Consider the following 12,973-nt stretch of genomic DNA (forward strand, 5'->3'; position numbering starts at 1 on the left):
CTGCATAGTAACTTCTTATGACCTTTTTATGTATGCAGTCTGCTTATGTAAGAATAACATTTTTGAGAATGTAACACCAAGTGCTTTCCCTACTTTCATCAGACTTATATCAGGTCAATTGTCCATAAATATATACAATATACAATAGTGATATGACAACGATTAAAAGAATAGATTCCAGATAGCCAGTCCTTTTTTTCTTTTTCGTTCTCTTTCCTTGTTGAGCTTGCACCCTTCCCTTTGTTCCACTAGTACTAACAGCAGGGGATTTCGTTCTAATTGCTGTATTTGTGCTTGTCCTACATGCTGTCCTAGTTTCGTTTCCGCTTGAAAGCTGTATTAATTCCTTTCTCATTTCAACAGCACTTCTATAACGGCCTGTCAGTGCCTTTATAAGCACGTTTTCATATTGCACTAGCTCCCGTTTTTTTTGAATCATTATTTGAAGCTGTTTAAGACCTCCTTCTACTTTGTTGAATCTGTTAGGATAATAGATATTTATCATAATCATAGCAACCGCAAACAGGTCATACGAAGGTTCTGCCTTTCTTGAACCGAGTCCCCAATAGCCACGATCATAAAACTCTGTAAATTCCTTGATTGCTCTTCCAGTAATTGTAGTACCGCCAACGTCAATGCATCTTATTCTTGTTGGCGGCCCATTAATAATTAAGTTCTCGGGCTTTAAGTCACCAAATACCCAGTTATTTTCATGTAGCACCTGCAAATCCTTTAAAAGCTGAATCATTAGCACATTAATCCATGAATCATCCCTGTTCTCGATAAAGGATAGAAGATTAGGACCGTTTATATACTCCATGACATAAAAAGAAATAGTGCCGCTTGTTGTGTTCCAATCATCAACATCTATTAAAGAAGGTCCAAGGCTGTAACCTTGGACCTTAGCAAAAGATTTCAATACATTTACCTCTGAAATAATGGACATGCCATTGTCACTTAGCTTTAAAGCCACTTTTCCGAGACTGGAATCTGCAAGAAAAACTGTGCCATTCGCGCCAAAACCAAGCTCTTTAATAATAGTATATTCCTTTTTATGCCATTTCCCTCTAATTACCGTTCCACGATTTATCTTAAATGGACTCTTCATAGAATTCATCATCGTCACGTCTAATCAGACTCCTTAATGAACGTTTTTGCTTAAAGTATTGGATAGCTTCCTTTAAAGCAGGACCTGTAGGAGTAATGCCTCCCGTTGTAAGCTTAGAGAAAATACTAGTTAATGATTCTAGACGTGGAGTCCAATCAAGCATTTTTTCGACATCTTTCTTTTTCCCGGGAAATACGAACACAGAATACCTGTTTTCACCTGACCTTGCATTCAAGCTTAAAGATAAATCAATCAGTGCTTCTTTAACTGTTGGGAGCTTATGCTTCATGCTTGCACTAGTATCAACTAAAACAAGTACTTCTAGTTCAACCGTTTCGCCGAGCTCATCCACAACCTCCATCACTTCTCCTCTTTTTTCCGGGGGCAAATCCTCCACCTTGCTTGCACTTCCTAATATTTGCTGTAATTCTTTATTTACAACTCCCTGCAAGGTTTGCGTCATCGCTTTTTTTGTTACCATCTGAACTGTTTGAGCAAGCTGCTGTGCATAAACGACTTGGCTTACGCCACCACCAGAAAGAGCAATCTCCTCAATTTCCTTTAATCCGCGATCATCAATGATATCCTTTTCCATCACACCGATTACATTTACTGTAATACCTTGTTCATTTGCTAAGGCAGCCATCGCAATAGGGTCATTCCCTTGATTGGAGCAACCATCTGTAATGAGCAAAATTTGCTTTAATGTACCTGTCTTCATTGTTTCTCCCCTCCATCTCAATGATTAGTCCCATTTTCGACGGAAAGGAGAGCATTTATACCTCTAATTTATAGAACTAGTTTGCTTTTTGATGAAATCCCCTCATTGGGATAGAAGACCATTTCGGAATATTGTGATTAATTTGCGCAACAAGAACTGTCATATCGTCTTCAATAAGACCAGAACGTGAGCGAATCACTTCTTCCATAATAAGGTCAGCAACTTCCTGCGGGCTATCTGTCTTCAATTCTTTAATTTTTCTCTTCATCCACAGGTCAAAGTTTTCGACATGCTTCGGTCCTTCAAAAACGCCATCACTCATCATAATTAACAGATCTCCTGCTTTTAACTGCTCACTGACTACATCTACATCAAACTCCTGAACAATCCCCATCGGCAGGTTGCTTGCCTGAATTTTAATTACCTTTGATCCTCTTTTAATAAAGCTTGGTGTGGAACCAATCTTGAGAAACTTAGCATTTGCATTTTGCAAGTCAATCATGGCTAAATCTAAAGTTGCGAAAATTTCATCTGTTGTTCTTAGGGACAGTACAGAGTTGATTGATTTAATAGCAACCTGTTCCTCTATTCCAGACTGAAGTATTTTTTGGAGCAGCTGCAAAGTTTCTTCACTTTCTAAATGTGCTCTTTCGCCATTACCCATGCCGTCACTTATTGCCACAGCGTACTTTCCTAGCCCTAACTCTATTGTTGAATAGCTGTCCCCAGAAATAAAACCTCCATCCTTAGCAGCATGCGCTACACCAGTCTCAACCACAAATGCCTTCGCAGAACGGAAAGTAGCATGGCTATAATCCTGGCCGTATCCTGCACTCTCTTCTTTATTAACAATGATAGTTTCCTTTAAGATATCTGAAAGCATTGGTGCTATCAGCTTTTCACATTCTCCAAAGCCCGTATTATATGGAATGGTTATATCTATATCCACATTCCCTTGCTCAAGACTGTAAATTTCCACATTTTCAATATGAATGCCAAAATCCTGAATCGCTTCAAGAATAAGCTCCTCTTGCTTGTGATGATTTTCTCTTTCTCTCTGAATTTCCTTTGCAAAATCGCCCATAACCTCTGAAACTCCGAGCAATTGGTCTGCAACTAGCTTTCTGCTCTCCTGTACTTGTTTTTTCAGTTTTTGATTTGCCTGATATAATGTCAATTCTTGATGAATGGCATCTGTGACTTTTTTTGATCTAGTACAATGCTTTTCCCATTCTCTTGAAAGTCCTAAAGAAATACTTCCGTCAGTCTCTGACATTTCTGTCATAATATCTTTCATATAATCATATGTTGTATTAAAGTTTCTTGCCCAGCAAGCTTCCTTTCTAAAGCATGTTTGACATGTTTTTTCTGTCACATTGCTTAAGAAATAATCGAGTTCTCTGTCTGAGTCATCTATATCATTTGTTGTGCTTTTAGCAGAAAAACTGTTTGAAAGAGCCTCAAAGACTGTAGAAAATTGAGAAACCCTTTGTGCAGTAACATCACGCATTTTCCTCATGTATTGCTGCTGTTCCTGAGAAAATTCTGTAGTACCTGGAATATGCTTGGCTATTCGGGACGTCAAGAAAGACGGAGTTAACATAAATAGAAAAACAGAGACGGTGGTTTCCATAAGAGATACTGACAATACCCCTCCGCCTTCTCCATACATACCAATTAGTAGAGTTGAAATATACAGTCCGAGTGCTACGCCTACCTTCCTGCCTTCCTTCAATAAACCACCAAGCAAACCAGAAAACGCAAGCAAGCTCATATGATAAAAGCTAGAAATACTGGCCAGACTAAATATCAAGCCTGTCACAACTCCTACAGTAGAACCGATTGTTGCACCTGCTATAAATGCAAACAGAAGCACAAGATAGCGTGACATAATATGCTCAATCGACAAGTCATATATTGACCATCCGATTGTTCCCGTCATAACAGAAGCAAGCATGATGATAAGACAAACAATTTCTTCTGTTTTTAAGGCTTGTCTCCTTTTGCTAATTGTCAGCAATGGAAGGCTCTGCATAAATATCAATGTGAGAATATATCCTAAACTAGCTTCTACAAGTGCCATCATAGCTCCGTACATAGTAATAGTGTCTAATAAAATATAAGATTCTGCCAAAGATCCTAGCAGTACAGTCGAAAGCACAAGCATCGGAACAAATGTATTCTCATTTCTCCTCCATTTGCTTAGGAGTTTATAGGCTATGAGGAATAGAAACGCAAGTATGAAGCTAACAAAGGCCTCTTTCAAGGAAAGAGTTGCAGCTCCTCCAATCAGACCAACTAATGCTAATGGAGCTTTGTCCTTCCGCGTCAAGTAAACTGCTGCAAAGAAAGGGAGGACAAACGGTGTCAATGTCGCAAGTATCAGCGCTCTCCCTAAAAGAAAACCAATAACCAAAAGTATATAGCCTTTGGCCAAAAAAAAGTTCTCTACTTTTGTATGGAATTTATGATAAATAACGCCAAATCCCTCTTTTGATTTGCCAAAGTCTACATCTGCAATACCGTCGATAATATCCCTTTCCACTTTTTCCATTTTACTCAACTCCCTATCAGGTATCGTTGCACATCATTATAAAAGTTGTATTAGTAAAAGTTTGTCAAAAGAGCGGACAAGCTTTCATGTTTCTCTCGACTTGTTTCAATCAATTTCTTGAATTAGAACAAATTTCGCTAAAATAAAAACAGATTGTTTCCCCCATTCTATTAACTATTAACTAGCTGCCGCCCTTTATACTGCTATAACTAACCTACCCTTAATACGATAATTCTCTGTTTTACCCTTTTTCAACATTTGTTCTATTTCTGAGTCAATTTGTCAAAATATGAATTTTACGTCCAATTAATTCCCTCTCTAAAAAAACTAGTTGACTTTTAACATAAAAGTTTGTAATATATAACTTGTGCTTATGACGCATTAAATACATGGCGGTGTAGCTCAGCTGGCTAGAGCGTACGGTTCATACCCGTGAGGTCGGGGGTTCGATCCCCTCCGCCGCTATCCATAAAGGACGATAGATTTATTCTATCGTCCTTTTTTGTTATATATATATTTTTTAAGAACAAACAAAACAAAAAAGCAAGCCCTATTGGCTTGCTTAAGCTATGGGAATATATAAACGATAAACCCTGCTTTTATTTATAAAAATTCAGCAGCAAGTTACCCTCGTCTAGCGCCTCTTCCCCCGCGTTTAGACTCAGTATTTCGTTTAAGAGAAGCTAACCGATCTTCACTGTCTTTTAAGAAACGGGCCACTTTTGATTCAAAGTTCTCTTTTGGAGCACGATTATCATGGTGCGATTTCGTGTTGCGAGGTCTTGACGAGTTATTATTTGAATAGCCGCCTCTTGACTCTCTGCGATCTCCACGATCATTTGATCTTTCTGGTCGTTCCGGTCTATCTTTAGCTTTTTTAATAGACAGGCCAATCTTGCCATCTTTCTCCACATTAATAACTTTCACTTCTACTTGGTCTCCGACCTTCAAGTGATCATTAATGTCTTTTACATAATTATCTGCGACTTCACTAATGTGAACTAGACCAGTTGCACCTTCTGGCAGTTCTACAAACGCACCAAAATTAGTAATTCCTGTTACCTTTCCTTGTAACTTGCTGCCTACTTCGATTGACATAAAAAAGTTTTGCCTCCTTAAGGATATAAAAAATCGTACTTATATTATATTATACAAAATGAAAAAAAAGGGTGTCAATATAACTGTTGTCCTTATTAATTTCCATTATCGTTTGGTTTATTTTTCCCATCAGGAATATTAAAAATTATCTCTCCTTTTTCCGAGAGAAGTAAGTCTTTTCTTGCAAGCTTGGCCAAATAATCTTCATCATTTAGTTTAACAATTTGTTCCTTTAAACTCTTTTCTTCTTTCTCCAACAGAGCTATCTTTCCATTCAGCTTTTTCTTTTCAGCAGCCTTTTCTTCCAAAACGGAGCCCTGGGATATGAGTGTTGAAATCATAAAAAAGCCTATTGCCAGTGCACAGATAGAGAAAGCAGCCAATCTCCGGAATAAAAGCTTCTTTTTTCTCGCTGCACTAATGCTTAATTCTTCTTGTTGTACGTTATAGTCTGTTTGTATTTTTGTCACATCCGGTTTTCTTAACACACTCATACTCTGCTCCTCCCTTCCTTACTGTTTTTTTCTATTTTTTATCCAATCCTTAACATATTTCTTTATCATGGTATAATATCCTGCCAATTTCCCAGAATATTTATCGACGTTTAATTTAACCTTTTTCGGCAAAATCAGCCATATTAAGGATAATAGCCATTTAAGAGGTAATAAAATAACCTTCAGAATAAATCTTAATACCCTGATTACACCATTGACAAGTGCCATAAGTCCCTTTAAAAGGAAAATAACAACCGAAACCAAAAATAGAAGAAGTGTTTTTATAGGTTTATAGATAAGATTCACCACTAGCTTGACAGTAAGCTGGTAGAATCGGACACTGACGGAAATAATCAGCTTTAAAAAGGATAGATAGATTGATTTCAAAAGGGCCTGGTATGCAGCAAAACCCAATAATAATGCCAATATCAAGTAGATTCTAATTTCACCTTGGTTTACTAAAAATAGCACATAAAACATCAACAACCCCTGCAAAATCCAGAAAAGGAGATCATGAAAAAAGACGATAATTCGTTTTCGCTCAGCCCTTTTTAGAAAGAACTGATACGTATCTAAGCTAATTCCAAAAAACAGACCCATGCCAACCATAGCCAGCATGGTCATGAATTGAGTGGATAATGTCATCGGAATATCTTGCTAAAGAAGCCTTTAGCTTTATCTCCACTTTGCTCATCTACATATAACAACTCGAATACCTTGCCTTTAATAGAAACAATCCCTTTTTCCACGTCCAGGTTTTTCATTTGCAGGTTTTGACCCCTAATAGATAAGAAGCCCATTACTGTTTCTAATAAAAATTCTTCATTATCAAAGCTCTCTACTTGCTTGACTCCTGTTATATCAAGGAGCCTTCTTCCTCTCATAATGACATCATGCTCTACAGTGCTAGTTTTTGCAGTATTAGAATCATAATTTTGGTTCATCTTTATCCCTCACAATCACAAAAGTACAATCATTTGTACAAGTGTATGAGAAGGGACAAGAAAAAAGAACAAGCTCTTATTTGAAAGTTGCCTCTTTCATTATTCGATCATTTTTACCCTGATAAGTCCTAGATTAAACTAGGAAACAGTTTCTTCTTTAATAATCTTGTACATATTTGCTGCATCCTCTTTTTTCGTTGAGTCCTGCAGTAATTCTATTTTTACCGTCACAATTTTCTGGCCGAACCTCACTTGCAGTTCATCGCCAACTTTAACATTACTGCTGGCCTTTGCCTGAATTCCGTTTATTAGAATTCTACCTTGATCTGCAACCTCTTTAGCTAGTGTTCTTCTTTTTATTAAGCGGGAGATTTTCAAAAATTTGTCTAAACGCATATTATCAACACTCCTTATCTGTCTTTATCAAACTGTTTAGCTTCTTCCCAATATTTATCTAATATTTCTAAAGGGACTTCCTGCACCTCTTTGCCCATATCCTTCAGCTTTGCTTCAATATACTGAAATCTGCTGATGAACTTTTGGTTTGTGCTAAAAATCGCTAACTCTGGATCTATTTTGTAATATCTAGCTACATTTACGAAAGAAAACAAAATATCACCAAACTCTTTTTCCATTTTTTCCGGGCTGGCTCCATTTTCTACTTCTTCCCTAAACTCACTGATTTCTTCCTTTACCTTTTCCCAAGCGCCTGAAACATCTGGCCAGTCAAAGCCCGCCTTTGCCGCTTTCTTTTGAAGATCATAAGCTCTGGTAAGATTCGCCGAGCTGTTCAGTACTCCATCAAGCACTGATGCTTGTTTTTCTGGTTTTTCTGCATTCTTTGCTTGCTGCCATGTGTCTAAAACATCTTCCACCGTTTCTGCTTTTGCCTTTCCAAACACATGTGGATGCCTGCGCACCATTTTAGCGGATATTCCCTCAATTACGTCATCAATAGAGAAGTAGCCCTCATCTTCCCCAATTTGACTGTGAAGCATAACCTGAAGCAATACATCCCCAAGCTCTTCTATCATATTGTCTATATCGTCTTCATTGATTGCCTCAATAAGCTCATAAGCTTCTTCAATTAGATGCTTTCTCAGCGACTCGTGGGTCTGCTCTCTATCCCATGGACATCCGTCTGGAGCACGCAGTGCAGCAATTATATTCCTTAAGCTTGAAAATTGCTTATAAAGCACGCTTTCCTCTTGAGCTGGAGGTACATATAGTGAGGTTAAATTATTTAACTCCATCTCTCTGTCCAACTCATGAAGCTCTATTTTTTTTATTTGCTCCTGTTTACTGCCTGCAGCAGTTACAATCGTTACAGGATAATTATATGGAAGCTTCTCCATTAAGGTAAGCTTAACCTCTGATGCGGAAAATGCGTCATACACTTGTCCAATTATTAAATGCTGTGTGAACTGCAGCTCATCCTTACGTAAATCTGTTCCATCCAAAAGCTGAAATCCGTCGATAGGATCAATTTTTAACGCTTGAAAAATACTGTCCAAGAAGCTTTGGCCACCGCCAATTTCAAGGTTGACCTCACCTTCTTCACTTCTTTCAATTAGAAGCTGCACTGTTTTTTCTGCTACGAGCGGATGTCCTGGTACAGCATAGACTATATCCTCTTGCTCCGCTTCCTTCATTAAAACAGCTACAATTTCATTGTAAACCGCCTCAAATTGGTCGTGCTTTTCATATATATAATCCATATAAATAAAGTTGCCACCCTCTTGTTCTAATACAGTTAAAACAGGGTGATCCTTCGTACGCACATAAATCTTGTTTTTATTATTAATTAAGCTTCTATAAACCCCTAGCGGAAGCTGTTCCATATCTCCAGCACCAAGGCCTATCACTTTAATATTTCTCATTTTCCATTACCTTCCTTTCTTAGGTAAAAACCAGCTCAATTTACTTCCGAACGGCAATGTAAGCAAATCCTTCTCTTTAAAAACATTTCCTCTAAGAACAAGAAAGACATAGACAAAGCCTCCCAACACTACTCCACTTAAGGATTGAAAGGCTGACAGCAAACGGCTTCCTTCTTTAAAGGCAAAGTTATCTGTCAGATAAATATACCCTTTAACAGTTAAGTACATACAAAATGCTGCTAGTAGGATGACCGTAACTTGTTTCTTATCTATTAGCGGCAATTTTAACAGTCTATACAACCTAACAGCCAAAAATACAAGAATCAAAGCTAGCGACAAATTAGTAGCATATGCAGCACCACTTGTGCCATAAGCTGCAACAAACGGTCCGTTTACAGCATATTTAAAGATAAATCCTAGCAACACAATGACAGCAGGATAGAGAGTGGCACCTAATCCTTGAAGAACTGCGGTATAGGTAACAATCATTGCATTTAGCAAAATGACAAAGCATAAAATCGCCAATACATGTGACCCTTGTTCATTTTGAAAAAGCATACTGTTTACTTTGTTAATCATGCTGTACAATCCAACTGATGCACCGAATCCAAAGAAAAGGCTGACCACTAGAGAAAACCTGACTTTTTCAATTAGAAGCCCCTTCTCCTTTTTCAGCATTTCTCCTGTTATGAAGGGAACTAATGTTAAAGCCATGGATGTAGAGATAACCGTACCGAGTTGAATAAGCGGCTGACCTCGATCATAGATTCCCTTCAACACCTTTGCTTCATCTCCATGAATCCCTGCAGTTATCAGTTCTGAATAAATGGTTAAAGAATCAGCAAGCTGTAATAAAATGAGGAGCATACTGCTTATTGAAATGGTGATACCTTCATATATAATTCTTTTTATTATCTTTTTATTATCACGGTTCCATATGCGCGCATGAGTTACCGTTCGTACGGACTGCTGCTTTCTATAAAAGTAAAACAGCACTATAAAGGCGAGCATACCACCTGTAACAGAGCCAAGCATCGCTCCTGCTCCCACCTTATACAAGGAATAGCCTTTGCTAATGAAATAGATGGAACAAAATAATATCGTTCCCACGCGCATAAGTTGTTCTGCCACTTGAGAAACAGCAGTTGGAACCATATTACCTGTCCCTTGGATAATTCCCCTCGATGTAGCGATAAATGGTGTAAATAAAAATGCAAAAGAAATCACTTTTATTAATATGGCTAAATCTCTATCACCCATTGCAGATGAAAGAAACTCTGCCCCAAAGAACAATATTAAAAACGCACATATACCCAATGAGTATAAAAGTAGAAAGGAGGAACGTATGAGTCTTCCTATCCCAATCTGGTCTTCTTTTGACTTCATTTCCGTATATAGCTTGGATATAACAACAGGAAATCCATATGTACTTAAAGCTATTGCCACCCCATAAATGGGATACACTTGCTGGTATATATAAAAACCGGTATCTCCGACTATATTTTGAAAGGGTATTCTGTATACCGCACTTAAAATCTTGACAACAAGCGCTCCGACAGTCAGTATAATAGCACCTGTGAACCAGTTGTTTGATTGTTTAGGCACAAGCTTAGCCCCTTCCATCTTCTGTTTCGCTTGTATTATAGCATAATTTCATCCCAGTTGCCCTTGCACATAAATTCAAAATGCTAAAAAAAGGAAAACGCTTCACGCATTTTCCTTTAATGATAACTACTACATAAAAAAAGTTAGAACAATAATCAGAATGATTGGTCCCAAAATATAGACATACGCTAATGGTCTGCCCATATTGATGGTCCAGCCTACTCCAAACCTTTTCTCCACAAATAATGATGGATCATTTTTATTATAATAGAAAATACCAGCTTTCCAATGATAGTCTGAGTCAAAATCGGATACTTCCTTTTTGTCTGGATAAACAACCTCATGCTCATGATTAAGCCTTCCTATTTTCATTGCATAAGCAAGAGTTCCAATTAACACAAATGCTAGAAATGCTAACGGAACAAGCAGCATAAGAGACTGATTAAATATGCCTGGATAAATAATAGATAATTGCAGGAAGGATAATAATATAGTCATTACTAAATTAATAATAGCCAGAAACCAACTATTGTACTTCCTTATTCCCAGCTGTCTTATCCTTGAACCAGCACTATTAGCAGCGCTTATCTTAATCCCCGATTTTCTTGTAGCCTCATGGATGCCAATAAACATAATTTGTAAGACAAACAGGAGTAACAAACTGGCAATGACCGAAAAATAGCTTTTTTCAGTAAAGCTGTCTGGCTGACCATTTGCTCCCCAATGCGTTGGGATACTTTCCGGGATATGCGTGTACTGGGTAAAGGTAAGAATAAATAACCCTATTGTAAAAATAATAGGCAATGCTACTATATACCATGGCAGCATTTCATCGAGCTTTCTTGCGCCCAGGTCAGTTATATTCACTTTCTTCAAAGTGGAAGACCAGCCTGTTTGTCTTTTTAACTGCAGCAGCTTACCGTGACAATAAAAATATAAGATTAACCCCCAAATCATCAAAGAAAAAACAAGTACCAATCCTAAAGCTACTGACACACTGATTTCCAACTTATTCATCCATAAGGCATAACCTAATAATAATATTCCTGATAACGCTACATAACTAACTACATATAGTTTCTTATAAAACAGGACAGAATGATCATTTTGATATTCATCCGGGACATAGACACCAAATACATGTGATTTTCGCATTAGTACAGGGATAATACTCTGCATTATTGTTAGAAAAACCATGATGGTTATGAACATTGCTTGCTCCATGCTTATTCCTCCTTATATTCTTTTACGAGCAATTCAACAAGGCTGTTAATCTCAGCTTTCCCCATTCCTAATGTCATCGCCTCAAGTAAAACGGGTTTCAATTCTCTAACCAGTCGCGTGTAATGTTCTGATTCCTTTTCTGCTTGCTGCAGCCTGACAACTGCCCCTGATTTAGGAACAATTTGAATGATGCCTCTTTTTTCAAGCTCATGATAGCTTTTATTTACCGTATGCATATTTATACCTAAGTCAGCAGCCAAAGACCTTACAGAAGGAAGCATATCTCCCTCCTTTAAATCACCTTTTAAAATCCCCTCCATTAATTGATGTATTAATTGCGAATAAATAGGGAAGTCTGATTGAGGGTCTAATTTAATATACATTTAAGTTCTCCTGTTTTTTTGTTATACATTTATTATAACAGATTTGTTCTATATTTTATATAACAAAAAGCACAATTTTCCTTTTTTATTAAAATGCACAATAAAAAAGCAGCCTTTAGGGGCTGCTTTGAAGTAAATAAATTTTAGGATTCCATTTGTCTAGCTAAAAAACCAGCAGCAGTTTCTACCGCTTTCTTTTCTACCTCACCAAGAGAAGTTTCTTTAGAAAAAATGATAACTGCACCAATTGGATCTCCGTTTGCAATAATTGGACCGATTGTATAAGCAGAAACAGATTCTGTATTGTTATCAACAAGGGCAATTTGCTCTTGTTGTGTAACAAGTACTGATCCTCTATCTTCCATAGCTTTTTCAATCACATCGCTGATATTTTTGTTTAAGTATTCCTTTTTCGATCCGCCTGCGACTGCAATATAGGTATCTCTGTCACATATTAAAACAGAGTTTCCTAAGCTATCATAAAGTGCTTCCGCGTATTCCTTAGCAAAATCGCTTAACTCACTTATAGGAGAATACTTCTTCAAAATTACTTCTCCATCACGATCTACGAAGATTTCCAGTGGATCTCCTTCACGGATACGTAATGTTCTTCTGATTTCTTTTGGGATGACGACACGGCCCAAATCATCGATTCGACGCACAATTCCAGTTGCTTTCATTTCATGTTGCCTCACTTTCATCAGATGATTTTTTTAATATTGGTAAGTATTTCTTCTGTAAAATATGAAATGCTACCATATTTAAACTTAGTATCTTTCATATGGAAAGTTCTATGCATTAACTACGTAAAATTTTCTCTTCGATGCGAATATTACCATCTTAGGTAACTTGGAACATTGCGTACTAAAATTACACTCAAGCCCACGTACATTTCTTCTAGAAACAAAATCTTGGCATCTTATAATTGCGAGGGGAATCCAACCCTTGTACAATCATATGTT

The 12,973-nt window shown here is 37.4% G+C and carries 13 protein-coding genes and 1 tRNA gene; 1 reads left to right on the forward strand and 13 read right to left on the reverse strand.

What is annotated here, in order from left to right:
* Nucleotides 1-109: 109 nt before the first annotated feature.
* From EM808_RS26455 to spoIIE, 3 genes are all read right to left on the reverse strand, one after another.
* On the reverse strand, nt 110-1,120 hold the full coding sequence (locus EM808_RS26455; protein WP_127742589.1) for a protein kinase domain-containing protein: 1,011 nt from the start codon (nt 1,118-1,120) through the stop codon (nt 110-112).
* Entirely contained in the window at nt 1,092-1,829 is a 738-nt protein-coding gene (locus EM808_RS26460; RefSeq protein WP_127742514.1) for a vWA domain-containing protein, read from the reverse strand. Before EM808_RS26460 ends, EM808_RS26455 begins: the two co-directional genes overlap by 29 nt.
* Nucleotides 1,830-1,905: 76 nt before the next feature.
* A complete protein-coding gene (spoIIE, locus tag EM808_RS26465; protein WP_127742516.1) occupies nt 1,906-4,383 on the reverse strand; it encodes a stage II sporulation protein E in 2,478 nt (825 codons plus the stop codon).
* A gap of 391 nt (nt 4,384-4,774) precedes the next feature.
* Between spoIIE and EM808_RS26470 the strand changes: the two genes are divergently transcribed.
* A tRNA-Met gene (locus EM808_RS26470) sits at nt 4,775-4,848 on the forward strand.
* A gap of 159 nt (nt 4,849-5,007) precedes the next feature.
* Here EM808_RS26470 and EM808_RS26475 read toward each other — a convergent pair.
* The 10 genes from EM808_RS26475 to spoVT form a co-directional block, all read right to left on the reverse strand.
* Nucleotides 5,008-5,481, reverse strand: a complete 474-nt coding sequence (locus EM808_RS26475) for a S1 domain-containing RNA-binding protein (RefSeq protein WP_127742518.1) — start codon at nt 5,479-5,481, stop codon at nt 5,008-5,010.
* A 95-nt stretch (nt 5,482-5,576) separates the two neighbouring features.
* Nucleotides 5,577-5,975, reverse strand: coding sequence for an FtsB family cell division protein (locus tag EM808_RS26480; RefSeq protein ID WP_127742520.1), 399 nt, complete (start codon nt 5,973-5,975; stop codon nt 5,577-5,579).
* Between the two features lie 18 nt (nt 5,976-5,993).
* A complete protein-coding gene (gene yabQ / locus EM808_RS26485; RefSeq protein WP_127742522.1) occupies nt 5,994-6,620 on the reverse strand; it encodes a spore cortex biosynthesis protein YabQ in 627 nt (208 codons plus the stop codon).
* Complete coding sequence (yabP, locus tag EM808_RS26490) at nt 6,617-6,919, reverse strand: sporulation protein YabP (protein WP_127742524.1); 303 nt, start codon at nt 6,917-6,919, stop codon at nt 6,617-6,619. The genes yabQ and yabP overlap by 4 nt, the downstream gene beginning before the upstream one ends.
* A 138-nt stretch (nt 6,920-7,057) precedes the next feature.
* Nucleotides 7,058-7,315: an RNA-binding S4 domain-containing protein gene (locus EM808_RS26495; RefSeq protein WP_127742526.1), complete on the reverse strand. Its 258-nt coding sequence runs from the start codon at nt 7,313-7,315 to the stop codon at nt 7,058-7,060.
* A 14-nt stretch (nt 7,316-7,329) separates the two neighbouring features.
* The gene (yabN, locus tag EM808_RS26500; protein ID WP_127742528.1) at nt 7,330-8,799 is read right to left on the reverse strand and encodes a bifunctional methyltransferase/pyrophosphohydrolase YabN; all 1,470 of its coding nucleotides are present in this window, start codon (nt 8,797-8,799) and stop codon (nt 7,330-7,332) included.
* 6 nt (nt 8,800-8,805) lie between these two features.
* Nucleotides 8,806-10,404, reverse strand: coding sequence for a putative polysaccharide biosynthesis protein (locus EM808_RS26505; protein ID WP_235856729.1), 1,599 nt, complete (start codon nt 10,402-10,404; stop codon nt 8,806-8,808).
* Nucleotides 10,405-10,533: 129 nt separating this feature from the next.
* Nucleotides 10,534-11,628 (reverse strand): DUF1648 domain-containing protein, encoded by a 1,095-nt coding sequence (locus EM808_RS26510; protein ID WP_127742532.1) that lies wholly within the window; start codon nt 11,626-11,628, stop codon nt 10,534-10,536.
* 2 nt (nt 11,629-11,630) lie between these two features.
* Nucleotides 11,631-12,011 carry a GntR family transcriptional regulator gene (locus tag EM808_RS26515; RefSeq protein WP_127742534.1) on the reverse strand — a complete coding sequence of 127 codons (381 nt, stop codon included), beginning with the start codon at nt 12,009-12,011 and terminating at the stop codon, nt 11,631-11,633.
* A gap of 143 nt (nt 12,012-12,154) precedes the next feature.
* On the reverse strand, nt 12,155-12,691 hold the full coding sequence (gene spoVT, locus EM808_RS26520; protein WP_127742536.1) for a stage V sporulation protein T: 537 nt from the start codon (nt 12,689-12,691) through the stop codon (nt 12,155-12,157).
* Nucleotides 12,692-12,973 lie beyond the last annotated feature (282 nt).

The organism is Niallia taxi (assembly GCF_004005475.1).
In the GTDB taxonomy this organism is placed as follows: domain Bacteria; phylum Bacillota; class Bacilli; order Bacillales; family Cytobacillaceae; genus Niallia; species Niallia taxi.

Excerpts from the sequence above, each read along its gene's own strand:
- EM808_RS26455 (WP_127742589.1), bottom strand. The coding sequence starts at position 1,120 with ATGATGAATTCTATGAAGAGTCCATTTAAGATAAATCGTGGAACGGTA.
- EM808_RS26460 (WP_127742514.1), bottom strand. The coding sequence starts at position 1,829 with ATGAAGACAGGTACATTAAAGCAAATTTTGCTCATTACAGATGGTTGC.
- spoIIE (WP_127742516.1), bottom strand. The coding sequence starts at position 4,383 with ATGGAAAAAGTGGAAAGGGATATTATCGACGGTATTGCAGATGTAGAC.
- EM808_RS26475 (WP_127742518.1), bottom strand. The coding sequence starts at position 5,481 with ATGTCAATCGAAGTAGGCAGCAAGTTACAAGGAAAGGTAACAGGAATT.
- EM808_RS26480 (WP_127742520.1), bottom strand. The coding sequence starts at position 5,975 with ATGAGTGTGTTAAGAAAACCGGATGTGACAAAAATACAAACAGACTAT.
- yabQ (WP_127742522.1), bottom strand. The coding sequence starts at position 6,620 with ATGACATTATCCACTCAATTCATGACCATGCTGGCTATGGTTGGCATG.
- yabP (WP_127742524.1), bottom strand. The coding sequence starts at position 6,919 with ATGAACCAAAATTATGATTCTAATACTGCAAAAACTAGCACTGTAGAG.
- EM808_RS26495 (WP_127742526.1), bottom strand. The coding sequence starts at position 7,315 with ATGCGTTTAGACAAATTTTTGAAAATCTCCCGCTTAATAAAAAGAAGA.
- yabN (WP_127742528.1), bottom strand. The coding sequence starts at position 8,799 with ATGAGAAATATTAAAGTGATAGGCCTTGGTGCTGGAGATATGGAACAG.
- EM808_RS26510 (WP_127742532.1), bottom strand. The coding sequence starts at position 11,628 with ATGGAGCAAGCAATGTTCATAACCATCATGGTTTTTCTAACAATAATG.
- EM808_RS26515 (WP_127742534.1), bottom strand. The coding sequence starts at position 12,011 with ATGTATATTAAATTAGACCCTCAATCAGACTTCCCTATTTATTCGCAA.
- spoVT (WP_127742536.1), bottom strand. The coding sequence starts at position 12,691 with ATGAAAGCAACTGGAATTGTGCGTCGAATCGATGATTTGGGCCGTGTC.